The 22,279-nt window shown below is 66.9% G+C and carries 25 protein-coding genes and 2 pseudogenes; 14 read left to right on the forward strand and 13 right to left on the reverse strand.

The features are described 5' to 3' along the window. Window positions 1–26: 26 nt before the first annotated feature. The 5 genes from B1790_RS22100 to B1790_RS22120 form a co-directional block, all read right to left on the reverse strand. A complete protein-coding gene (locus tag B1790_RS22100; protein WP_079925410.1) occupies window positions 27–341 on the reverse strand; it encodes a hypothetical protein in 315 nt (104 codons plus the stop codon). Window positions 342–371: 30 nt separating this feature from the next. Then, window positions 372–611, reverse strand: coding sequence for an anti-sigma factor (locus tag B1790_RS22105; protein WP_198952084.1), 240 nt, complete (start codon window positions 609–611; stop codon window positions 372–374). Then, window positions 608–1,243 (reverse strand): RNA polymerase sigma factor, encoded by a 636-nt coding sequence (locus B1790_RS22110; RefSeq protein ID WP_079925411.1) that lies wholly within the window; start codon window positions 1,241–1,243, stop codon window positions 608–610. Before B1790_RS22110 ends, B1790_RS22105 begins: the two co-directional genes overlap by 4 nt. Window positions 1,244–1,271: 28 nt before the next feature. After that, a complete protein-coding gene (locus B1790_RS22115) occupies window positions 1,272–1,745 on the reverse strand; it encodes a YkgB family protein (RefSeq protein ID WP_079925412.1) in 474 nt (157 codons plus the stop codon). 64 nt (window positions 1,746–1,809) lie between these two features. Then, a complete protein-coding gene (locus B1790_RS22120) occupies window positions 1,810–3,834 on the reverse strand; it encodes a prolyl oligopeptidase family protein (protein ID WP_079925413.1) in 2,025 nt (674 codons plus the stop codon). Between the two features lie 64 nt (window positions 3,835–3,898). On the opposite strand from B1790_RS22120, the gene B1790_RS22125 reads away from it, so the two are divergent. Genes B1790_RS22125 through B1790_RS22135 form a run of 3 tightly spaced genes read left to right on the forward strand, consistent with a single transcriptional unit; the run spans window position 3,899 to window position 6,119 of the window. Beyond that, entirely contained in the window at window positions 3,899–4,399 is a 501-nt protein-coding gene (locus B1790_RS22125) for a DUF779 domain-containing protein (RefSeq protein WP_079925489.1), read from the forward strand. A gap of 45 nt (window positions 4,400–4,444) precedes the next feature. After that, the gene (gene lpdA / locus B1790_RS22130) at window positions 4,445–5,839 is read left to right on the forward strand and encodes a dihydrolipoyl dehydrogenase (protein ID WP_079925414.1); all 1,395 of its coding nucleotides are present in this window, start codon (window positions 4,445–4,447) and stop codon (window positions 5,837–5,839) included. A 10-nt stretch (window positions 5,840–5,849) separates the two neighbouring features. Then, window positions 5,850–6,119, forward strand: coding sequence for a hypothetical protein (locus B1790_RS22135; RefSeq protein WP_079925415.1), 270 nt, complete (start codon window positions 5,850–5,852; stop codon window positions 6,117–6,119). Between the two features lie 6 nt (window positions 6,120–6,125). Here the strand turns inward: B1790_RS22135 and B1790_RS22140 are convergent, their stop codons facing one another. Then, window positions 6,126–6,680 carry a carboxymuconolactone decarboxylase family protein gene (locus B1790_RS22140; RefSeq protein WP_056550774.1) on the reverse strand — a complete coding sequence of 185 codons (555 nt, stop codon included), beginning with the start codon at window positions 6,678–6,680 and terminating at the stop codon, window positions 6,126–6,128. Between the two features lie 20 nt (window positions 6,681–6,700). Next, complete coding sequence (ramB, locus tag B1790_RS22145; RefSeq protein ID WP_079925490.1) at window positions 6,701–8,128, reverse strand: acetate metabolism transcriptional regulator RamB; 1,428 nt, start codon at window positions 8,126–8,128, stop codon at window positions 6,701–6,703. A 120-nt stretch (window positions 8,129–8,248) separates the two neighbouring features. Here ramB and B1790_RS22150 point away from each other — a divergent pair, with 120 nt between their 5' ends. The 4 genes and pseudogenes from B1790_RS22150 (at window position 8,249) to B1790_RS22165 (ending at window position 12,477) form a co-directional block, all read left to right on the forward strand. After that, window positions 8,249–9,025 carry an acyl-[acyl-carrier-protein] thioesterase gene (locus B1790_RS22150; RefSeq protein WP_079925491.1) on the forward strand — a complete coding sequence of 259 codons (777 nt, stop codon included), beginning with the start codon at window positions 8,249–8,251 and terminating at the stop codon, window positions 9,023–9,025. A 258-nt stretch (window positions 9,026–9,283) separates the two neighbouring features. Further along, window positions 9,284–10,570, forward strand: coding sequence for an isocitrate lyase (gene aceA, locus B1790_RS22155; RefSeq protein ID WP_079925416.1), 1,287 nt, complete (start codon window positions 9,284–9,286; stop codon window positions 10,568–10,570). Window positions 10,571–10,660: 90 nt separating this feature from the next. Beyond that, entirely contained in the window at window positions 10,661–11,515 is an 855-nt protein-coding gene (locus B1790_RS22160) for a 3-hydroxybutyryl-CoA dehydrogenase (protein ID WP_079925417.1), read from the forward strand. Window positions 11,516–11,627: 112 nt separating this feature from the next. Continuing rightward, window positions 11,628–12,477, forward strand: a pseudogene (locus B1790_RS22165) (endonuclease domain-containing protein). A gap of 46 nt (window positions 12,478–12,523) precedes the next feature. Here B1790_RS22165 and B1790_RS22170 read toward each other — a convergent pair. Together B1790_RS22170 and B1790_RS22175 are read right to left on the reverse strand one after the other, a co-directional pair. Next, window positions 12,524–13,396: a polyphosphate kinase 2 family protein gene (locus B1790_RS22170; RefSeq protein WP_079925418.1), complete on the reverse strand. Its 873-nt coding sequence runs from the start codon at window positions 13,394–13,396 to the stop codon at window positions 12,524–12,526. A 4-nt stretch (window positions 13,397–13,400) separates the two neighbouring features. Beyond that, window positions 13,401–14,117, reverse strand: a complete 717-nt coding sequence (locus B1790_RS22175) for a TetR/AcrR family transcriptional regulator (protein ID WP_056550767.1) — start codon at window positions 14,115–14,117, stop codon at window positions 13,401–13,403. A gap of 78 nt (window positions 14,118–14,195) precedes the next feature. Between B1790_RS22175 and B1790_RS22180 the strand changes: the two genes are divergently transcribed. The 6 genes and pseudogenes from B1790_RS22180 (at window position 14,196) to deoC (ending at window position 18,148) form a co-directional block, all read left to right on the forward strand. After that, a complete protein-coding gene (locus tag B1790_RS22180) occupies window positions 14,196–15,518 on the forward strand; it encodes a DUF445 domain-containing protein (RefSeq protein ID WP_079925419.1) in 1,323 nt (440 codons plus the stop codon). A 98-nt stretch (window positions 15,519–15,616) separates the two neighbouring features. After that, window positions 15,617–16,027 carry a helix-turn-helix domain-containing protein gene (locus B1790_RS22185; RefSeq protein WP_079925420.1) on the forward strand — a complete coding sequence of 137 codons (411 nt, stop codon included), beginning with the start codon at window positions 15,617–15,619 and terminating at the stop codon, window positions 16,025–16,027. Between the two features lie 568 nt (window positions 16,028–16,595). After that, a pseudogene (locus B1790_RS35920) lies at window positions 16,596–16,676 on the forward strand (hypothetical protein); the annotation flags it as partial. A gap of 84 nt (window positions 16,677–16,760) precedes the next feature. Continuing rightward, complete coding sequence (locus B1790_RS22195; protein ID WP_198952088.1) at window positions 16,761–17,042, forward strand: DUF2516 family protein; 282 nt, start codon at window positions 16,761–16,763, stop codon at window positions 17,040–17,042. A 3-nt stretch (window positions 17,043–17,045) separates the two neighbouring features. After that, window positions 17,046–17,462 (forward strand): DUF2599 domain-containing protein, encoded by a 417-nt coding sequence (locus B1790_RS22200; protein ID WP_079925421.1) that lies wholly within the window; start codon window positions 17,046–17,048, stop codon window positions 17,460–17,462. Beyond that, window positions 17,462–18,148: a deoxyribose-phosphate aldolase gene (gene deoC / locus B1790_RS22205; protein ID WP_079925422.1), complete on the forward strand. Its 687-nt coding sequence runs from the start codon at window positions 17,462–17,464 to the stop codon at window positions 18,146–18,148. Before B1790_RS22200 ends, deoC begins: the two co-directional genes overlap by 1 nt. On the opposite strand, the gene B1790_RS22210 is transcribed toward deoC, so the two are convergent. The 4 genes from B1790_RS22210 to B1790_RS22225 are packed head-to-tail and all read right to left on the reverse strand — an operon-like array spanning window position 18,145 to window position 21,179. After that, window positions 18,145–19,068 carry a DUF2993 domain-containing protein gene (locus B1790_RS22210; protein ID WP_079925423.1) on the reverse strand — a complete coding sequence of 308 codons (924 nt, stop codon included), beginning with the start codon at window positions 19,066–19,068 and terminating at the stop codon, window positions 18,145–18,147. The two genes, deoC and B1790_RS22210, sit on opposite strands and share 4 nt — an antisense overlap. Beyond that, window positions 19,065–19,880 (reverse strand): carbon-nitrogen hydrolase family protein, encoded by an 816-nt coding sequence (locus B1790_RS22215; RefSeq protein WP_079925493.1) that lies wholly within the window; start codon window positions 19,878–19,880, stop codon window positions 19,065–19,067. The genes B1790_RS22210 and B1790_RS22215 overlap by 4 nt, the downstream gene beginning before the upstream one ends. Window positions 19,881–19,906: 26 nt before the next feature. Continuing rightward, entirely contained in the window at window positions 19,907–20,665 is a 759-nt protein-coding gene (locus B1790_RS22220) for an SAM-dependent methyltransferase (protein ID WP_079925494.1), read from the reverse strand. 7 nt (window positions 20,666–20,672) lie between these two features. Continuing rightward, a complete protein-coding gene (locus tag B1790_RS22225) occupies window positions 20,673–21,179 on the reverse strand; it encodes a DUF2505 domain-containing protein (RefSeq protein WP_079925424.1) in 507 nt (168 codons plus the stop codon). A gap of 26 nt (window positions 21,180–21,205) precedes the next feature. Between B1790_RS22225 and B1790_RS22230 the strand changes: the two genes are divergently transcribed. Next, window positions 21,206–22,270 (forward strand): UDP-N-acetylmuramate dehydrogenase, encoded by a 1,065-nt coding sequence (locus tag B1790_RS22230; RefSeq protein ID WP_079925425.1) that lies wholly within the window; start codon window positions 21,206–21,208, stop codon window positions 22,268–22,270. The last annotated feature ends 9 nt before the right edge of the window (window positions 22,271–22,279 follow it).

Here is a 22,279-nt window from a genome sequence, read left to right on the forward strand (position 1 = left end):
CCGGAAGACGGTCCGTCAAACGACGCTCACGGCAGGGGATCCGCTCCGCGGTGCGACGGGTCGGCGGTCAGGATGCGACCGTCGATCTTGATGTTCGGGGTGCGGAAGTAGGCCCAGCCGCCCATCAGGACGACGGCCATGGCGGTGAACGCGATCGAGCTCTGCACGTCCGGCCAACCCGCGGCGAACAACACCGGAAGGGCGATGATCGTCGCGCCCCAGTAGACGCGACGCTTCACCGCGCGCTTCGGCAGTGCCGCGGTGTTCCAACCCGGAAGGAACATGCCGACGAGGAGGATCGCCAGACCGGCGAAGAACAGGCTCAGCGACAGGGTGCTCACGCCGTCCAGCCTATTCGTGGCCGCGAACCGCTAGCGCCAGTCCCGGAAGGCTTCCATCAGACGGCTGCGGAACGCCGGGTCGACGTCGTCGCCACCGGTCTTGCCGAGGGCGTTCACGGTGACGCGGAACTGCTGCAGGTAGTTTTCGCAGCCGTCGCAGTCCAACAGGTGCAGGTCGAACCGGGCCCGGGTGTCGGGGTCGAGCGAGCCGTCGAGATAGGCCGTGACCAGTTCGACGAGGTCGCGGCAGTCCATCGGTTCGGTGCTCATCGTGCATCCCCCAGGTAGTCCTCGAGCTGGGCCCGGACGGCGGCCCTGCCCCGGTGCAGCAGCACCCGTTGGTTCGCGACGCTGATGTCGAGCAGTTGGCACACCTCGGCCGAATCGAAACCGAGCATGTCGCGCATGGTCACCACGACGCGTTGGCGTTCGGGCAGGTCTTCGAGTGCACGTCGCGTCACGGTCACCAACTCCTTGCCGAGGGCCGAGCCCTCGGGGGTCTCCGGGAACGGTGACGGCTCCTCGTTCTCGCGCCAATGCCCCGACCACTGCTGCCCGGCGGCACGGAAACGGGCGGGGTCGACGGTCCCGCCGGTGAAGGCAGTGATCGCGACGTCGGCGTCGCGGCGTTCGCGGACGCCGCGACGCTTGGCGATGTTGATCATCACGGCAAAGAGCCACGTGCGCAGCGTCGACCGCCCCTCGAAGGCGTCGATCCCCTTGAGCAGCGCGATCCACGTCTCCTGCACCACTTCCTCGGCGATGGCGGCGTTGGGCACGTAGCCCCGAGCCACACTCAACATCGACGCAGTGTGGCGGTCCACCAGCTCGGCAAAGGCCACCTCGTCACGGGCACGCAACGCCGTGATGAGGGTGGCTTCGTCGGGTGTCGCGCAGGTCACCTGACGGAGCGTAGCCGTTCATCCGCGCTCACCGCCGCCGTAGCGCATCGCTGAGCGTCCACACCGAGATCCCCAGCAGGGCTGCGTCCTTGATGAGGAACTGACCCGTCGAGCCCAGCATCGGGAAGCCACCTTCAGCCGCCTCGAACACACCCGGTGCGGTGAACAGGAAGCTGAGCGTGGCGACGAACAGCCCGACGGCGATCACGCTGCCGACGGCCGAAATCCTCGGCCACCACGGTCCGAGGGCGAGCAGCACTGCGGCCGCCACCTCCACCACGCCGAGCAGCGTCGAGAACGCGGTGACCGAGAAGAGGTCGTACATCCAGCTCATCAGGGGGCTGGTGGCGACCAGGGGTTCGATGCCCTTGGCCTCGTAGGTGGTGAACTTCAGCAGCCCGATCCAGCCGATCACGACGGCGAGGCCGTATCGGGCCAACAGCCCGCCGACCTGGTCGATGCTCGCCACGGCGGGCGCACGGTGCTCGTTTACGGTGGTCATGACTTGTCCCTTCGATGAATTGCACTTCTTCGATGAAGGGGAGTGTCGGGACCGACGGCGACCGTTACGGTGCTGGCGACTCGTCGCCAAGCATGCGGTGCAGGAACTCGTAGATCAGCGCCGACCGAAACGCCGTCTGCGCGTTGTCCGCTGCGCCGGCGTGCCCGCCCTCGACGTTCTCGTAGTACCGCACCCGGTGCCCGGCCGCCTCGAGTGCGGCCGTCATCTTCCTGGCATGACCGGGATGGACGCGGTCGTCGCGGGTGGAGGTCGTCATCAGAAGGGCGGGATAGTCCCGGTCGGCCGAGATGTTCTGATACGGCGAGTATTCGCGGATGAAGGCCCAGTCGTCGGGATCGTCGGGATCGCCGTACTCGGCCACCCACGACGCCCCGGCCAGCAGCAGGTGGTAGCGCTTCATGTCGAGCAGCGGCACACTGCACACCAAGGCGCCGAACAACTCTGGGTACTTGGTCAGCATGATGCCCATGAGCAGGCCGCCGTTGCTGCCGCCCTGGGCGCCCAGCTGCTCGAACGTGGTGATGCCGCGTGCCACCAAATCGGCTGCGACGGCGGCAAAGTCCTCGTGTACCAGGTGCCTGCCCTCGCGCATCGCCTGGGTGTGCCACGTCGGCCCGTACTCTCCGCCGCCGCGAATGTTGGCCAGCACGTAGGTGCCGCCCCTCGACAGCCACAGCTTGCCGAGAACGCCCGCATACCCGGGGGTGTTGGAGGATTCGAATCCGCCGTACCCGCCGAGCAACGTCTTGCCGGGTCCCGTCGAATCGCGATGGCCCACCACGAAATACGGGATCATCGTGCCGTCGACGGACGCGACGAAGTGTTGCTTCACCTCGACGTCCGAGGCGTCGAAGAAGGCAGGTGCACTCTTGATCTCGGTGAGCTCTCCGCCGACGCGGCCCCACAGAAGGCGTGACGGACTGTCGAAACCGCTTGAATCCAAGAAGATTTCGTCACCGAGTTCGTCGGCGTCGACGATCACCGTCGTCGCGTTGGCGGGCAAGCCCGCCACGGGCTCTCGGTGCCACGAACCCGGGGTGACGACCTCGACGTGGGTGGCGACGTCGACGAGGGTGCCCAGAATCAACCGGTCCCGGGTCCAGGTGAACGTGTCGAGGCTGGTGTGCGCGTCCGGCTCGAAGACGACGGCCAACGAGACCGTGCCGGAGACGAAGTCGACGTACTTCGCGGCCAGCAGCGTGCCCGCCGGATAGGTCGCCGTACCGACCGTCCACGGGGAGCGCGGCCGGATCAGCAGCCACTCGCGGTGAATCGAGATCCTGGCGTCGGTGGGGACGTCGATCTTCACCAGCTCGCCATCGCGAATCTCGAAGTACTCGCGGTTGAAGAAGTCGACGGACCGCGCGGCGATCAGCCGTTCGAACCCGGGCGTCGGGTCGAATCCGACGCCGACGCTGACGTCGGATGCGATGCCCTCGAACACCGTTTGGGCCTCGTCGAGTGGCTGGCCCCGCCGCCAGCGCTTCACGACGCGCGGGTAACCGGACTCCGTCAGGGAACCTGGGCCGAAGTCCGTTCCCACCAGGACGGTGTCGTGGTCTTCCCAGGAGATGCTGGTCTTCGCCTCGGCCACCTCGAACCCACCGACGACGAATTCCCGTGTGGTCAAGTCGAATTCGCGCACGACGGTGGCGTCGGACCCGCCGCGGGACAGCTCCACCAGGGCGAGGGTGTAGTCGGGTTCGATGACCTCGGCGCCCGCCCAGACCCACTTCTCGCCGTCTTCGGTGGCCAACGCGTCGAGGTCGACGAGGACGTCCCAGTCGGGATCGTCGGTCCGGTACTGCTCCAGCGTGGTGCGCCGCCACAGCCCGCGGGGGTGCGTGCCGTCGCGCCAGTAGTTGTAGAGGTAGTCGCCGCGACGCCGCACGTAGGGGATGCGGGCATCGGTGTCGAGGATCTCGAGGGCCTCGGCGCGCATCTGCTCGAACCGCTCACCGCCGAGCTCGGCGAGCGTCGGCTCGTTGTGGCGTCGCACCCACTCGAGCGCGTCGTCGCCGGTGATGTCCTCGAGCCAGAGCTGGGGGTCGTCGTCCACGAGGTCCATTGTGGCCGTCGGCGTACTGTGAGCTGTGCAACACCTGGTCGACGGACCGTGAGAGGGGATGACGATGGCGGACGTACCCAACCGCGCACTGATCACCGAGGCTGCGGCCGAATTGCTGCGCACGCTGCAAGGTCGCCACGGCGCGTTGATGTTTCACCAGTCCGGTGGTTGCTGCGACGGGTCGTCGCCGATGTGTTACCCCGACGGCGAGTTCCTGGTGGGTGACCGTGACGTCCTGCTCGGCACGCTCGACGTTGGCGACGGCGTGCCGGTGTGGATATCGGGCAGCCAGTTCGAGGCGTGGAAGCACACCCAGCTGGTCATCGACGTGGTGCCCGGCCGCGGTGGCGGCTTCAGCCTCGAGACGCCGGAGGGCATGAGGTTCCTCAGCCGCGGACGCGCCTACACCGAGGAGGAGAACCGGTTGCTCGACGGCGATCCGCCGGTGACCGGGTCGCGGTACGAACGCGGCGAGCGGCCGCGTGACGGAGGCACCCACGTCGTCGCGGAGGCGTCGGACGCCTGCCCGATTCCCGCGGCTCGCCCCGCGATCGCGCACAGCTGAAGCATCGACCGCAGGCGGCGTAGCCGCGACCATTAGGCTGGGGTCGTGACTCACTATGACGTCGTCGTACTCGGTGCCGGTCCCGGCGGTTACGTGGCCGCCATTCGCGCTGCCCAGCTCGGCCTCAGCACTGCCATCGTCGAGCCGAAGTACTGGGGTGGGGTGTGCCTCAACGTCGGCTGCATCCCGTCCAAGTCGCTGCTGCGCAACGCCGAGCTGGCGCACATCTTCACCAAGGAAGCCAAGACGTTCGGCATCAGCGGTGACGTGTCGTTCGACTACGGTTCGGCGTTCGAGCGCAGCCGCAAGGTCGCCGACGGCCGCGTCGCGGGCGTGCACTTCCTGATGAAGAAGAACAAGATCACCGAGATCCAGGGCCGCGGTACCTTCACCGACGCCAACACGCTCTCGGTGGAGCTCAACGACGGTGGCACCGAATCGGTCACCTTCGACAACGCCATCATTGCCACCGGCAGCCGCACCCGGCTGGTGCCAGGCACCGAACTGTCGGAGAACGTGGTCACCTACGAAGAGCAGATCATGGAGGGTGAGCTCCCCAAGTCGATCGTGATCGCCGGCGCCGGCGCCATCGGCATGGAGTTCGGCTACGTGATGAGCAACTACGGCGTGGACGTCACCATCGTCGAGTTCCTGCCCCGCGCCCTGCCCAACGAGGACGCCGAGATCTCCAAGGAGATCGAGAAGCAGTTCAAGAAGCTGGGCGTCAAGATCCGTACCGGCACCAAGGTCGAGTCGATCACCGACGAGGGCTCGTCGGTCAAGGTCGTCGTCAGCAAGGACGGCAAGACCGAGGAGCTCGTCGCCGACAAGGTGATGCAGTCGATCGGGTTCGTGCCCAACGTCGAGACCATCGGCCTCGACAAGGCCGGCGTCGAGCTGAACGACCGCAAGGCCATCGCCATCGACGACTACATGCGCACCAACGTGCCGCACATCTACGCCATCGGTGACGTCACGATGAAGCTGCAGCTTGCCCATGTCGCCGAGGCGATGGGCGTGGTCGCGGCCGAAACCATCGCCGGCGCAGAGACATTGCCGCTGGGCGACTACCGCATGCTGCCGCGGGCCACGTTCTGCCAGCCGCAGGTCGCCAGCTTCGGACTCACCGAACAGCAGGCCCGTGACGAGGGGTACGACGTAAAGGTCGCGAAATTCCCGTTCACCGCGAACGGCAAGGCGCACGGGCTCGGCGAACCAGGTGGCTTCGTCAAGATCATCGCCGACGCCAAGTACGGCGAACTGCTCGGCGGACACCTGATCGGACACGACGTGTCCGAGCTGCTGCCCGAACTCACGCTCGCCCAGAAGTGGGACCTCACGGTCAACGAGCTGACCCGCAACGTGCACACCCATCCGACGTTGTCGGAGGCGCTCCAGGAGTGCTTCCACGGCCTTGCCGGCCACATGATCAACTTCTGAGCGACGACACGTGAGAGGCACGGTCGTCGCGGGTGTCGGCGGCTTGATCGTTGGCCACATGCTGTGGCTGACTGCGATCTCCTTCGCGACGAAGACGACCACCGTCGACGTCTGGGTACTCGTCATCGCGGCCGCGACGCTGATCCTCGGCGTCGCGTGCGTCCTGCTGGGCCGGACGTTGCACCGCCGCAAGGCGTTCGCCAAGGCGGCGTTCCTGTGGTGTCTTCCCGTCTCGCCGCTGCTGTTCTCGCTCAGCGTGCTCGCGGTGACCTACCTGTAGCGCCAATCAGTTCGGGAAGTCCAGCGGGATCTTCAGCGTCGCCATCGTGGCGGCCAACCCGTCGTATTGGCTTGCCAGCATGCAGAATTCGATCAGTTGCTTCTTCGTGAGGTACGTCGACAGGGCCGTCCAGGTCTCGGCCGACATGGACCGCGTGATGACGAACTCGTCGGTCGCGGTGATCAGCACCCGCTGCCGGTCGGTGAGCCCCTCTGCGTCCGGGCCCTCGAAGATCCGAGCTTGAGTCTCGAGGTCGACGCCACGGCTGCGCGCGAGGCGCCGGTGCTGCTGTAGTTCGTACTCGCAGTCGCGGAGATGTCCGACCCGCAGGATGACCAGCTCGGCCTCTTGACGGGGCAGCTTGCCGAGGCCGAGCAGCATCCCCGAGTACGGCAGCCAGGCCAGGAACAGCAGCTGGTGCTGCCCGATCACGTTGAACAACGCGAATCGGGGGGCGCGGATGGCCCTGGCGCCCAGCTTGGCGATGATCCAGTTCAGGGGTCCGAGTTCGCGGAAACCTCCTGGCCGGATACGGGCGGGGACAGTCTCGGAAGCGCTCACCTCTTGGAGTGTAGGTGGGGTCAGGTGCGCCTGACCGGATACGGCGACACCGTGCTGCGGTGCTCGTCGAGATCGAGGGCGCGGCCGAGCGCGGGGAATGCCCGTTGCGGGCAGTTGTCCCGTTCGCACACCCGACAGCCCGCACCGATCGGCGTACCCACTTCGCTGGACAGGTCGAGCCCGTCGGAGTACACCAGCCGCTGCGCGTGCCGCAGCTCGCAGCCGAGGCCGATCGCGAATGTCTTGCCCGGCTGGCCGTACCGCGACGCTCGGCGCTCGACGGTGCGGGCCACCCACATGTAGTGCCGGCCGTCGGGCATCTGAGCGATCTGCACCAGGATCTTGCCGGGGTTGGCGAACGTCTCGTAGACGTTCCACAGCGGGCAGGTGCCGCCACTGGAGGAGAAGTGAAAACCCGTGGCGGACTGGCGCTTCGACATGTTCCCTGCGCGGTCGACACGGACGAACGACAGCGGAACGCCCCGCATCGACGGCCGCTGCAACGTGGACAGCCGGTGGGCGATGGTCTCGTAGCTGACCGAGTAGAACGCCGAGAGCCGCTCGACGTCGTAGCGGAAGTTCTCGGCCACGTCGTGGAACTGGCGATACGGCAGGATCGTGGCGGCCGCGAAGTAGTTGGCCAACCCCAGGCGCGCCAGGGTGCGGGACTCGTCGCTGGTGAAGTTGCCCTCGTCGGCGAGGGTGTCGATGAGGTCGCCGAACTCGAGGTAGGCCAATTCGGCGGCGAGCTTGAACACCGTCTGTCCGGACGGTAGGTGCCCGCCGATCTCGAGTGTCTTGGTGGCGGGGTCGAAGCGGTGCAGCACGGTGTCGCCCAGATCGATCCGCTTGACGATGTGAACGCCGTGCACCCGGACGAGGCGGTCGGACAGTTCGGCCGCGAGGTCGGCGCGGTTCATCCGCATCCGGACGGTGAGGTCTTCGGCGGCGGTGTCGAGCTCGTGCAGGTAGTTCTGCCGTTGGTAGAAGTAGTCCCGCACCTCCTCGTGCGGCATCGTGATGGATCCCCACCCGGAGCTGGCGCCGCTGCCGTCGGAGAATCGGCCCTCGGTGGCCGCCGCCAGCTGGGTGATGGTCAGCCGGTAGCGCCGGTGCAGGTTGACCATCGCCTGAGCCAGCGCAGGATGGGCGTTGACGACGTCGGCGACCTCGGAAGGGGCGACGTCGACGCCGACGTCGCTGTCCATCGTCACCTCGCGCAGTTCGGCCACCAGGCGGGTGTCGTCCTGCGAGGCGAAGAACGTCGCGTCGACGCCGAACACCTCGGTGATGCGCAGCAGGACCGCGACGGTCAGTGGGCGGACGTCGCGCTCGATCTGGTTCAGGTAGCTGGGGGAGATGTCGAGCATTTGGGCCAACGCGGCCTGGCTGAATCCGCGCTCACTGCGGAGCTGGCGCACTCGTGATCCGACGTAGGTCTTGGCCACGCCGACCAGCATAATGAGCCTGCGAAGGCGCTCTTCGCAGGATTGGCACAGGCATCGCTCGTGGCATCATTTGGACTCGTGAGTACCACGGTCGGGTTGGGCACTGGTCTGTCGAAGTCGATGATGCCGGTCCCCGATCCGCATCCCGACGTCTTCGACGTCGAATGGCCGCTGCGGGTCGCCGACGTCGACCGGACGGGCAGGCTGAAGTTCGACGCCGCGACCCGGCACATCCAGGACGTCGGGTCAGATCAGCTGCGTGAGATGGGCTTCGAGGAGACCCATCCCCTGTGGATCGTCCGTCGCACCATGATCGACATGATCGAGCCGATCGAGTTCAAGGACATGCTCAGGTTGCGCCGGTGGTGTTCGGGCACATCCAACCGGTGGTGCGACATGCGGGTGCGCATAGAAGGTAGACGGGCGGGCCTCGTGGAGTCAGAGGCGTTCTGGATCAACATCAACCGCGAGACGCAGGGGCCGGCGCGCATCTCCGACGACTTCATCGCGGGGTTGCAGAAGACCACCAGCGTCGACCGGCTGCGCTGGAAGGCCTACCTGAAGGCGGGCGCCCGCGAAGATGCGGTCGCCGTTCGGCGATATCCCGTCCGCGTCAGCGACATCGACATCTTCGACCACATGAACAACTCGGTGTACTGGAGCGTCATCGAGGACTACCTCTACGACAAGCCGGAGCTGGTGGCCAAGCCGCTACGGGTCACCATCGAGCACGACCTGCCGGTGGCGTTGGGGGACCAGCTCGAGATCATTCAGCACCAGTATCCGGCTGGCTCGACCGACAGGTTCGGCGAGGAGCTCGTGGATCGCACTGTTACAACGCTCACATTTGTGGTCGGCGATGAGGTCAAGGCCGTCGCCAGTCTCTTCTCGCTCTGAATCGATCGGGTTTAACAGTACGAGCGTACTGACCTGCGCCGTTGCGTTACCGCGCGGTAACTTCTGAACCGTTTCAGTCGGCGGCACCTTCGCAATCTTCGCAAGATGCGCGTAATGCTTGGCGAAAATTGGCACGCGAAACGGGTGGACCTGCGACTATGGGCTGTGTCATGGTCGTGTCAGCAGAAAAGCTAATGCGCGGTGGCGTTAACAACGAACGAAGGCAACGTCGCCGGCACTCGTAATCGAAGGAGCCCGATGTCCACCGTTGGCACGCCCAAGTCACCCGAACAAATCCAGCACGACTGGAACACCAACCCCCGCTGGAACGGCATCGAGCGCACGTACTCCGCCGAGGACGTCGTCGCTCTGCAGGGTCACGTCGTCGAGGAGAGCACGCTGGCCCGCCGCGGTGCCGAGGTGCTGTGGGAGCAGCTCCACGACATGGACTACGTCAACTCGCTTGGCGCACTGACCGGCAACCAGGCCGTGCAGCAGGTCCGCGCCGGCCTCAAGGCCATCTACCTGTCGGGTTGGCAGGTCGCCGGGGACGCGAACCTCTCCGGTCACACCTACCCCGACCAGAGCCTGTACCCGGCCAACTCGGTGCCGCAGGTGGTGCGCCGCATCAACAACGCGCTGCTGCGTGCCGACCAGATCGCCAAGGTCGAGGGTGACCGCTCGGTGGAGAACTGGCTGGCTCCGATCGTCGCCGACGGTGAAGCCGGCTTCGGTGGCGCGCTGAACGTCTACGAACTGCAGAAGGCCATGATCGCCGCCGGTGTCGCCGGTTCGCACTGGGAGGACCAGCTGGCCTCGGAGAAGAAGTGCGGCCACCTCGGTGGCAAGGTGCTGATCCCCACCCAGCAGCACATCCGCACCCTGACCTCGGCGCGCCTGGCGTCCGACGTCGCCGACGTGCCTACGGTCGTCATCGCCCGCACCGACGCCGAGGCAGCCACGCTGATCACCTCCGACGTCGACGAGCGCGACCAGCCGTTCATCACCGGCGAGCGCACCAAGGAAGGCTTCTACCGGGTCAAGAACGGCCTGGAGCCCTGCATCGCCCGCGCCAAGTCCTACGCGCCGTACTCCGATCTCATCTGGATGGAGACCGGCACCCCGGACCTGGAGCTGGCCAAGAAGTTCGCCGAGGGCGTCAAGAGCGAGTTCCCGGACCAGATGCTGGCCTACAACTGCTCGCCGTCGTTCAACTGGAAGCAGCACCTGGACGACGCGACCATCGCGAAGTTCCAGAACGAGCTCGGCGCAATGGGATTCAAGTTCCAGTTCATCACCCTCGCCGGCTTCCACGCCCTCAACTACTCGATGTTCGATCTGGCCCACGGCTACGCCCGCAACCAGATGAGCGCCTACGTCGAGCTGCAGGAGCGCGAGTTCGCCGCCGAGGAGCGTGGCTACACCGCGACGAAGCACCAGCGTGAGGTCGGCGCCGGCTACTTCGACCGGATCGCCACCACCGTTGACCCGACGTCGTCGACCACCGCGCTCGCGGGCTCGACCGAAGAGGGCCAGTTCCACTAATTCACTACCGCCGAGTGCACGGTTGTTGAACGCAAACGTCGAGAAGACGCGTCCACCTTCCGTGCACTCGGCGTATGTAAGGGTGACGGTATGACTATCGAGCGGGTGGGCGTCGTCGGCGCCGGACAAATGGGCGCGGGCATCGCGGAGGTGTCGCTGCGCGCGGGTGCGGACGTCCGCATCTACGAGCCCACCGAGGCGTTGGCCGCGGCGGGCCGCGACCGCATCACGAAGTCCCTGGAGCGGGGTGTCAGCAGGGGCAAGCTGACCGAGGCCGAACGTGACGAGGCGCTCGCCCGGCTGAGCGTCGCCACCGACATCGGCGACCTGGCCGATCGGGACCTGGTGATCGAGGCCATCGTCGAGGACGCCGCGGTCAAGGCGAAGGTCTTCGCGCAACTCGACGAGGCGATCACCGATCCCGACGCCGTGCTGGCGTCGAACACGTCGAGCATCCCGATCATGAAAATCGCTGCGGCGACGAAGAATCCGGGCCGCGTGCTGGGGTTGCACTTCTTCAACCCGGTTCCGGTGCTACCGCTGGTCGAGCTCGTCCCGACGTTGGTCACCACCGACGCGGCGTTGGCCCGCGTCGAGCAGTTCGCCGGCGAGCGGCTCGGCAAGAAGGTGGTGCGCTGTACCGACCGCTCCGGCTTCGTCGTCAACGCGCTGCTGGTGCCGTACCTGCTGGCGGCGATCAGGATGGCCGAGGCCGGTGTCGCCACCGTCGAGGACATCGACACCGCCGTCGTCGCCGGGTTGTCGCACCCGATGGGCCCGCTGAAGCTGAGCGACCTCGTCGGGCTGGACACGCTGAAGTTGATCGCGGACTCGATGTTCTCCGAGTTCAAGGAGCCGCTCTACGGGCCGCCGCCGCTGCTGCAGCGGATGGTCGAGGCGGGCCAGCTCGGCAAGAAGTCTGGTCGGGGCTTCTACACGTACTGATCGCCTCGCCGAGACTGCAGAAGTTGACGCGTCCGATGCGAATTCTGTCATCTTCTGCAGTCTCGACGAATCGTGAGGGAACCGAGCGGCGGGCCGCTGCGCCTAACGAGGTGTGGAGCAACTCGTACTGGCGTCGGAAGCCCTCGCCTCTGGAGCCGTCACTCGACACCAATTGCGGTCGGAGTACGTCAAGCTCCATCGCGACGTGTACGCGCCGCGTGGGCTCGAGCTCACCGCACGCCATCGGGCGATAGCGGGCTGGCTGTGGTCACGCCGGGAAGCAGTCCTGGTCGGCAATTCAGCGGCGGCGCTGCTCGGTACCAAGTGGATATCCGTCGACGAGTCAGCCGAACTCGGGAGGTCGCGATACACCTCGGCGCGCGGCATCGTGGTCCGCAGCGGTGCGATCGCACCCGATGAGCTGTGCACGGCCCGCGGCATCCCGTGCACGACGGCGCCGCGAACGGCGTACGACGTCGGCCGAACCATGTTGCCGGACAAGAGCATCGTGCGCATCGACGCGTTGCTGAACGCAACTCGCCATATCGTCGCCGACGTCGAGGCGATCGCCGGACGGTATCCGGCGCCTGCGGGCCGCGCTCGCACTGGCCGACGGCGGCGCGGAGTCCCCACCGGAGACCCGGTTGCGGTTGCTACTCGTGCGCTCCGGATTGCCGCGGCCGACCACCCAGATTCCGGTTGCCGACGATCACGGTCGGATCGTGCGGCGGATCGACATGGGATGGCCGGAATGGATGGTGGGCGTCGAGTACGACGGCGCGCAGCACTTCACCGGCCCCGACGACTATGTCGCCGACATCGAACGGCTGGAGTTCCTCGCCCATCGCGGCTGGCTCATCGTTCGCGTCGGCGGTCGCCACATGCGTGCACCCGGTGTGGTGGCGGAGCGGGCGCGACGCGCATTGCTGACCCGCGGTTATCGCCGAGACTGCAGAAGATGACGGAAATCAGCTGATCCACGTCATCAAGTGAAGTCTCGGCGCAAGGCTAGGCGCCCGCCAGCCGCTTCTTCTCCGCCTCGACGTCGAAATCGGCTGCAGGCCACGACAAGTCGAGCCCCTCGAGCGCCTCGATCAGCAATTCGGTGACGGCTAGCCGCGCGTACCACTTGCGATCGCACGGGATGACGTGCCACGGCGCGAGGTCGGTCGACGTGCGTTCCAGCATCGCCTGATACGCCTCTTGATACCGGGGCCACAGCAGCCGCTCGTCGACGTCGGCGGGGTTGTACTTCCAGAACTTGTCCGGCCTGTCGAGCCGCTCGGCCAACCGCTTCTTCTGCTCGTCGAGCGAGACGAACATCGCCACCTTGATGATGGTGGTGCCGTCGAGGGTCAGCCGCTTCTCGAAGTCGTTGATGGTGTCGTATCGGGTGCTCCACACCTCGGGCGCGACGAGGTCGTGCACGCGAACGATCAGCACGTCCTCGTAGTGCGAGCGGTCGAACACGCCGACGTGTCCCGGCGTCGGCACCTTGCGCTCGATGCGCCAGAGGAAGTCGTGGGCGAGTTCCTCCTCAGTGGGCTTGCCGAAGTTGGCGTACTGGATGCCCTGCGGATTGCCTGCTCCGACAACGTGTTTGACGATGCCGCCCTTGCCTGCGGTGTCCATGCCCTGCAGCACCAACAGCACCTTGCGGGTGTCGCCGGAGAGGCTGTTGGCGTACAGCATCTCCTGCAGCTCGGCGAACCTCTCGGAGCGCTCGAGCAGCAGGTCTGGCGCGTCGCTCTTGCTGCCCTTGAAGCCGGGCGTGGCGTTGGTGTCGATGGCGGCGACGGAGTCGCCGGGTTTGAACGCGAGGTGGACGTGTGGCTCGTGGGTCCACAGCTCGGGCAGATCGGGCGAGTCGGAGGCGGTCACGCTCTCAGTCAAGCAGGCGGGAGGGCAGTATCGGGGAGGGATGCGGCGCCGAGTTGAACTTCTCCAGCGATCCGTTGGCTTCGACTATGCCCCGCAACGCGTTCCACGACAGCATCGTCAGGTAGTCGATCAGCTCGTCGGCCGTCATCCGCGGATGCGACATCCACGAGTGGGTGGCCAACTGCACCCCGCCGACGATCATGAACGCCCACGGCTGGGCGCCACGGGTGTCCATCCCGACCGAGGCCATCCGCCTGCGGAGCATCACGCCGAGCATGCGCGCGATGATCTGCTCGGACTCTGCGACGGCCTTGCTCTTGCTCGCCGAGCTGTTCGCCATCACGAACGGGTAGATCTCCGGCTCGGCGGCCACGGTGGCGACGTACACGCGGATGATCTCTCGCGTCAGGTCGTACCCGTCGAGGTTCGACGACAGCGCGGCAGCCATGTTGGGGATCAGGGTGGTCTGCGCGAAGCGCATCATGACCGCAGTCGTCAGGTCGTTCTTGTCGGCAAAGTAGCGGTACAGGACCGTCTTGGAGACGCCGATCTCGGCAGCGATCTCGTCCATGCTGACGTTGCTGCCGCGGAGACGAATGGCATCCAGCGTCCCGTCGACCAGTTCGTTGCGCCGGTCGACTTTGTGTTGGTGCCAGCGCCGCTTGCGCCCGTCGGTCTTCACCGGTCCGGCCGGACCGTCCCCTGCCACTTCCGCCGTCATTCCATTCCCTCGTCCGGAGTAGATGATACGGCCGAATTTCGTCGGTTGCCTCGACGGGACGGGGCTACCCCTGGCGACATGCAGGATGATGGTGGTGTGGTGACCACGTCCGGCCAGCGGCCGAGCTTCGCAGAATCGATTGCAGGCGTCGACTCCGCGGCTGACGCCGAGCGTCGGCGCGGACTGCGCAGGATGAAGGTCGTCGCCGTCGGCTTCCTGCTCGGCGCGACCGTCGTCTTCTTGGCGTCGACGTGGGCGCAATCTCAGGGCGCCCCGGGTTGGGTCGGTTACGTCCGAGCGGCCGCCGAGGCCGGCATGGTGGGTGCGTTGGCGGACTGGTTCGCGGTGACCGCGCTGTTCAAGCATCCGCTGGGCATTCCGATCCCGCACACGGCGATCATCAAGCGCAAGAAGGACCAGCTCGGTGAGGGCCTCGGCGACTTCGTCCGGGAGAACTTCATGTCGCCCGAGGTGGTCGCCACCAAGCTGAGTGACGCGCACGTCGCCGAGCGGACCGGTAAGTGGCTGGCCGATCCGAGGAACGCGGAGCGGGTGGCCGCGGAGGCGTCGACCGCGTTGCGGGTGCTCGTCGAGATGCTGCGCGACGACGACATCCAGCAGGTGCTGGACAAGATGATCGTCAAGCGCATCGGTCAACCTCAGTGGGGTCCGCCAGCGGGGCGGGTGCTGTCCAGCCTATTGGCGGAGCACCGCCAGGAGGCGCTGCTACAACTGCTCGCCGACCGGGCCTTCGAGTGGTCGCTCAACGCCGACGAGATCATCGAGCGCGTGATCGAGCGGGACTCGCCGACGTGGACGCCGCGGTGGGTCGACGGCCTGGTCGGTGACCGGATCCACCGGGAGCTGATGGACTTCACCGACAAGGTGCGCCGCAATCCCGACCACGAGCTGCGCAAGTCGGCGACGAAGTTCCTCTTCGAGTTCGCCGACGACCTGCAGAACGACGAGGCGACCATCGCCCGCGCCGAGAAGGTCAAGGACCAGATCATGGCCCGCGACGAAGTGGCGAAGGCTGCCGAGACGGCGTGGACCACAGCCAAACGCATCTTCCTCGAATCCGTCGACGACCCGACCTCGACGTTGCGCACCAGGATCGCCGACTCCGTGGTGCACATTGGTGAGTCGTTGCGCGACGACGCGCACCTGCGCGAGAAGGTCGACAACTGGATCGTGCGGGCCGCGCAGCACCTCGTCTCGCAGTATGGGACGGAGATCACAGCGATCATCACCGAGACCATCGAGCGTTGGGATGCGGACGAGGCCAGTCGGAGAATCGAGCTGCACGTCGGCCGTGACCTGCAGTTCATCCGAATCAACGGCACCGTGGTTGGTTCGCTCGCGGGGCTGATCATTTACTCAGTGGCGCAAATTCTGTTCTGATCCGTCGGCAAGTGCTAACAAGTGCTTGCAATAGCTAGCACCCCGTCCTACCGTTGTGTTCGAAGCAATTCCTTGGGCCGACGCGAAGGGGGACGGGCATGCCGCAGGACGAAAACCTTGCCGCTGTCGTGTCCACCGCAGCGCAGGACATCGGAGGCTTCATCCGTAGCCAGCGCGAATTGGCGCAGGTTTCGGTGCGGCAGTTGGCCGAGAAGGCCGGCGTCAGCAATCCCTACCTCAGCCAGATCGAGCGGGGACTGCGGAAGCCATCCGCTGAGGTTCTCAACCAGATCGCCAAGGCGCTCAGGGTCTCCGCGGACGTGCTCTACGTCAGAGCTGGACTTCTCGAACCCAGCGAGCCGAGCGAGGTCCGCGACGCCATCGTCATGGACACCGCGATCACCGAGCGGCAGAAGCAGGTGCTGCTCGACATCTACACCTCTTTCCGGGAGCAGAACGAAGCCCTGGACGAGGCGCGTGACGTGGATGAGGAGCCAGCCACTGACTGACCTCCGATCAACTGCTGACCAGCCACACCCAACCCGAATTTCGAAGGGAATGAACACCATGGCCGAGAAGAACCAGCCCACCGTCGAAGACCTGAAGGCCCCGCTGCTCGCCGCCGTCGGCGCCGCGGACCTCGCGCTCGCCACCGTCAACGAGATCGTGGCCAGCCTCCGTGAGCGTGCCGAAGAGGCCCGCACCGACGCGACCGCCCGTGTCGAAGGTCGCCGCGCGCAGCTGACCAAGCTGCAGGAAGAGCTCCCGACGCAGGTCGGCGAACTCCGCGAGAAGCTGAGCTCCGAGGAGCTTCGCAAGGCCGCCGAGAGCTATGCCGAGGCTGCCACCGCCCAGTACAACAAGCTCGTCGAGCGTGGCGAGGAGGCGCTGACCCGGCTGCGTAGCCAGCCCGCCATCGAAGACGCCGCCAACCGCGTCGAGAACGTCACCGACCAGGCCGTCGAACTCACGCAGGACGCGTTGGGCACCGTGGCGACGCAGACCCGCGCCGTCGGTGAGCGTGCCGCCAAGCTGGTCGGCGTCGAACTGCCGAAGCGCACTGAGCAGGCTGCCGCCCCGGTGAAGAAGGCCGCTGCCAAGGCCCCCGCCAAGAAGGCGCCCGCCAAGAAGGCTCCGGCCAAGAAGGCGCCCGCCAAGAAGGTGACCCAGAAGTAACGGTTCCGACCGCTTGCCAGGCGCAAGTCGACTGAGGGGACGTAACCCGCATAGGCTTGAAGCGTGATGCTTCAGGACCTTGCGAGTTACGTCCTCTTCGCCATTCAGGTGGGCGTACTTCTGATGGGGTTGTACGCGTTCGTCCACGCCGCGCTCCAGCGGACCGATGCCTTCCCCGCCGCCGAGAAGCTCAGCAAGCCCATCTGGTTGGCCATCCTCGGTGGCACCGCTCTCGTCGGACTCTTCTTGCCGCCTCCGGTCGGCTCGGCGATCGCCGCGTGCGCCGTCGGCGTCTACCTCGTCGACGTGCGACCGAAGGTGCTCGAAGTCCAGGGAAAGTCGCGATAGCGAATGCGCAGACTGCTCGCCGCAGCTACGGCTGCCGTGATCGTGGCGTGCACCTTGGCGACCGCCGGAACCGCCGCCGCCGATCCGGTCGCAACTCCACCTTTCGTCGACCATGCGCAGTGGGCGCACTGGGGTGACCTGTCCAGCCTTCGCGTCTATCCCACCCCGGCGGGACGCCAGGCCTCCGGTCAGCTGAACAACGCTGCGCAAGGCGGTGAGGCATGGGGTGAGGTCCTCGCCCTTGCGCCCGACGCCGACATCCCCGGCATGCGTGACCAATTCATGTGCCATTGGAGCTTCGCGGAAATCGCCCAGCCCGGGAAGACGAGCTGGAACCTGGAGCCGTGGCGGCCCCTGGTCGACGACGCCACCATGGTCGAAACCCATTGCAATCCCGGTGGCACCGAGGAGCCGTTCTGATGATCTGGACCCGGGATTTGGTTGCAGGCATGGTCGACCACACGCTGCTGAAACCGGAGGCCACCGTCGACGACGTCGCCGCCCTCCTCGAGGAGGCGGCCGACCTCGGGGTGTACGCGGTGTGCGTCTCGCCGTCGATGGTCGCGGCGGCCACGCGAGCCCGGTCGGCGGGAACTCTGATCGCGACGGTCGTCGGATTCCCTTCCGGCAAGCACGTTTCGGAGATCAAGGCACACGAGGCCGCGCTCGCCGTCGCAGCGGGCGCCGCCGAGGTCGACATGGTCGTCGACGTCGGCGCGGCGATCCGTGGCAACCTGGACGCCGTTCGCTCCGACATCGAGGCGGTGCGCGCGGCCGTGCCCGATTCCGTGCTCAAGGTGATCGTGGAGTCGGCGGCCCTTCTGGAGCTCGCCGGTGAGCAGACCTTGGTCGACGTGTGTCTGGCGGCAGCCGAGGCGGACGTCGAATTCGTCAAGACCTCGACCGGATTTCATCCCGCAGGCGGAGCGTCGGTACGTGCCGTCGAGATCATGGTCGCGACCGTCGGCCCGACCGTCGAGGTGAAGGCCAGCGGCGGCATCCGCACCGCCGAGGCCGCCGTCGCGATGCTGAACGCCGGCGCGACCCGGCTGGGGTTGTCCGGGACGCGCGCGGTGCTCGACGGATTGGGTTCAGCGGCCTCTTAGAACCCGGTGATGCAGGGCTGCCCTTGGTTGCCGCCGGGGATCGAGGCGTTGCGGGCCGAGAGCTTCGTGACGACACCGGTGTCGGTGACCTGGACGTCGTCGACCTTCAGCGCCAGCGGGGAGTTCTTCGTCAGCTGCGAGCTGACCGCGTCCAGCGCCGGCTGGACGGCCTCGCGCGGCAGCGTGAAGCCAAGGCCCGTCAACTTCTGAACCTGCAGCGACAACTCGTCGTCGACGATCTGAGGCTTGGTCACGATGCTGCCAAGCGGGCCCTGAATGTCGACCGTGCCGTCGGCGGCGTTGGTGGTGACGCCGTTGACGAGGCCGCCGAGCAGGGGGATGGCGTTCTGGATCGTCTCCTTCATGCCGTCGGTCGACCAGGTGGCCGTGACGTCGATCGCCTCGAGGGTGCCCTGCGAGCTGGGGTCGCTCGAGGGGCGGGCGCCGTCGATGTCGATCTGGACCTTCATGCCCTTCATGTCGCGGATCTGATTGCCGGCGGACGTGATCGAGACGTGTTGGTAATCCTTCGTCAGGTGCTGCCAGAGAAACGGCGGGAAGGCCCCGAAGGACACGGTGACGTCATCTTGGAGGACGCACTTCAACGTGCCCTCCACGATCGTGGCGCCGCGCTGGCGCGCGTAGATTTCGCCGCCGACCAGGCCTGCCGCGGCGAGGGCGAGCACGATGACGAAGACCAGTGCGATCGACATGGGGTCGCGGACCAGGCGCCCGAACTTCGATCCCGACGGTTCGGACGGTTCGCTGGGGTCGGCGCCGGGTGGCGGTCCCTGTGGGGGTCCCTGAGGTGGCGGTCCGACGTACTGCGGCCCAGCCTGGTACGGCTGTGGCTGGTACGGCTGAGGCGGCTGCGGAGGCTGTTGGCCTTGGCGGGCCCAGGGATCGGAGGGGTCGGTCACCCCAGCGATTGTGCCCTACTGGACGGAGCGAACTCGGTTCGGTTGCGCAGCACGGCGACGGTGTCGCGGGCCGTCTCGACGGAATCGAGGTCGACGTCCACCACCAGAAGGCGTGGATCGTCGCCCGCGGCGGCCAGCACGTCACCGGTCGGCGAGCAGACCAGGCTGCCGCCCACTCCGGTCGGACCGACGGCGGCGACCTCGTCGCCCGGGTAGGCCTGGCCGACGGCGGCCACGACGCTGGTGGCGTCGATCGCGCGGGCCCTGGCGAGCAGGGTCCACTGGTCCAGCTTCCCCGGGCCCGACCCCCACGACGCGTGCACGGTGAGGACCTGGGCGCCTCGCTGGGCGAGTTCGACGAACTGTTCGGGGAACCGAACGTCGTAGCACGTGGTGAGCCCGACGCCAACACCGTCGACTGTGATCACGACCGGATCGAAACCTGGTGCCACGGAACGTGATTCGGTGAAACCGAACGCATCGTAGAGATGAATCTTGTGGTAGTGCGCGTCGACGCCGCGGCCCGTGGCCACCAGCGTGTTGGTGACCCGACCGTCGTCGCTGGGGCAGAACATGCCCGCCACGACGACGATGCCGTATCGCTCGGCGACGGCCCGAACTCCCGACGCCCACGGACCGTCGAGCGGTTCGGCGACGGGCTTCAAGGAGACCCCGAACCGGCACATCGTGGCTTCGGGGAAGAGCACCATGGCGGCGCCGGCGTCGGCGGCTCGTCGGCTGTAGTCCTCGACCAGCTCGAGATTGGCCGACGGATCGGTGCCGCTCTTGATCTGCGCAAGGGCAATCCGCATGGCCACAGCCTAGTGCCGCGCCGGTCTTACCGGGGAGCGACCGCCGACCACGGAACGGTCAGCACACCGTCGCGCAGGCGGCGGCGTGGCGGCTCGACGGGATACCCGGCGGCGGCCAGCGACTCCACCATCGCCCGCCAGCGCACCCGGGGGCCGAACACCCCGTGTCCCGCGGCCGCGGCCCAGGCCCGGTCCGCTGCTGTCAGCAGGGCATGAATCGGTTGACCTGGCACGTTGTGGTGGATCAGCACCTTGGGCAGCCGCTCGGCCAGATCCGACGGCTCGTCGATCGCGAACGGATCGCATGCCAGCGTCAGGCTCACCGGGCCAGATGCGTCGAGAAGCACCCAGCAGCAACGTCTTCCGAGTTCGTCGCACGTTCCGTCGAGGATCATCCCGCCGGGCGCCAACCGCGTCTGCATCTGCGACCACGCGTCGGCCACGTCGTCGACGTGGTACTGGCGCAGCACGTTGAACGCCCGCACCAGAACCGGTTGCAGCCCAGCCAGTTCGAAGCCGCCCAGCCCGAAGTCGACACCCTGCTGCGAGGGCACGACGCGATCGGGATGAATCTCCAGGCCGACCACCCGCAGGTCGGGCCGAACCGTCCGCAGTCGCGCCGCCAACTCCAACGTCGTCACGGGAAGTGCGCCGTACCCCAAATCCACGACGATGGGCTCGGCGGTCGACAGCAGAGCCGCCCGCACCCGAGGCGCGTGAACGAGCCAACGGTCGCTGCGGCGCAACCGGTTGTACCCGGTCGTCCCCCTGGTTGGCTGCCCGATGGGCACGTCAGGCGTTGGCCTTGATCCACGCCGTGGTGAAGTTCTGTTCGGCGGCCAACAGCCCCACCAACTGGCTGCCGATGAAGCTCTCCACCTTGCCGCCTACGAGCGGGATGCGAACCTCCACGGTCGCCATGAACTCCAGCCGCGACCCGCTGCCGGCGGGGGAGAGCACCGCCGTTCCCGACAGCGTCGCCGGGGCGCCGGGGATCATCCCCTTGACGGTCGCGGTGGCCTTGCCGTCGCGAACCGGGGTCCAGACTTCCTCCCGCACGAAGCTCAGGTCGCCGCGGTGAAACTGTGCGACGACGCCGGGCAGGCGGTCGGCTCGCATCGTCTGGGTGGTGACGACGTCGACGCCACCGTCGGCACCGGAGGTGATCGAATCCAACGTCGCCTCGTCGGCACCCGACTCGGCAAGTCGTTCAAGCCAGTAACTCTGGTCGCCGAGGGCGCGGTGGATCTGTTCGACGGTGCCGTCGTAGTCGACTTCCATGTCGAAGGAACGCGGCATAGCCGACCACGCTACCGTTAGCGCCCGTGGTCAGTTCGGATATCGGTGGCGTCGAGGTGGCGGTGTCCGTCCCCGTCGCGCCCATGACCACACTGCGGCTCGGACCCGTTGCCAGCAGGGTCCTCGTGTGCGACACCACCGCCAAGGTCGTCGACGTCCTGCGCGAACTGCCCGTGGGTGACCCGAGGGAACGCACCCTGATCCTGGGCGGGGGCTCCAACGTCGTCATCGCAGACGACCTGGCCGACCTGACGGTCGTGCGGCTGGCCAACACCGATGTCACGGTCCACGAAGACGTCGTACGCGCTGAGGCGGGCGCGTCATGGGACGACGTGGTCGTGACGTCGCTGGCCCATGGGCTTGGCGGCCTGGAGTGCCTGTCGGGAATCCCCGGCTCGGCCGGCGCGACCCCGGTCCAGAACGTCGGCGCGTACGGCGTCGAGGTGTCCGACGTCATCCACCGCGTCCGGTTGCTGGATCGGCGCAGCGGCGAGGTGCGGTGGGTGCAACCCGACGAGCTGCGCTTCGGTTATCGCACCAGCATCTTGAAGAACTCGGTCGACGCCGTCGTGCTGGAAGTCGAGTTCGCGCTCGACGCCGAGAATCGCAGCGCGCCCCTGCGGTACGGCGAGTTGGCAAAGGCGCTCGGCGTCGAACCCGGCACGCGAATGGTGCCGACCCAAGTTCGGGAGGCGGTGCTCGCCTTGCGGGCCAGCAAGGGCATGGTGCTGGCCGACGGTGACGCCGACACCTGGAGCGTCGGATCGTTCTTCACCAATCCCGTCGTGTCACCGGCCGAGTTCGCGAGAGTGAGCGCGCAGGCCGACGGGCCGGTGCCGAATTACCCGGCGCCGGACGGGGTCAAGCTTGCTGCGGGGTGGCTGGTGGAGCGGGCCGGCTTCGGCAAGGGATACCCCGGTGACGGCGCGTCCGCCCGCCTGTCCACCAAGCATGCGCTGGCTGTGACCAACCGGGGGTCGGCGACGACCGCAGAGCTGTTGGCGCTGGCCAGAGACGTGCGGGACGGCGTCTTGATGGCATTTGGGGTACGGCTCGTACCAGAACCGATTCTGGTTGGGTGCGAACTCTAGGTACCGTGT

Origin of the sequence: Mycobacterium sp. AT1 (assembly GCF_002043095.1) — a bacterium.
In the GTDB taxonomy this organism is placed as follows: Bacteria; Actinomycetota; Actinomycetes; order Mycobacteriales; family Mycobacteriaceae; genus Mycobacterium.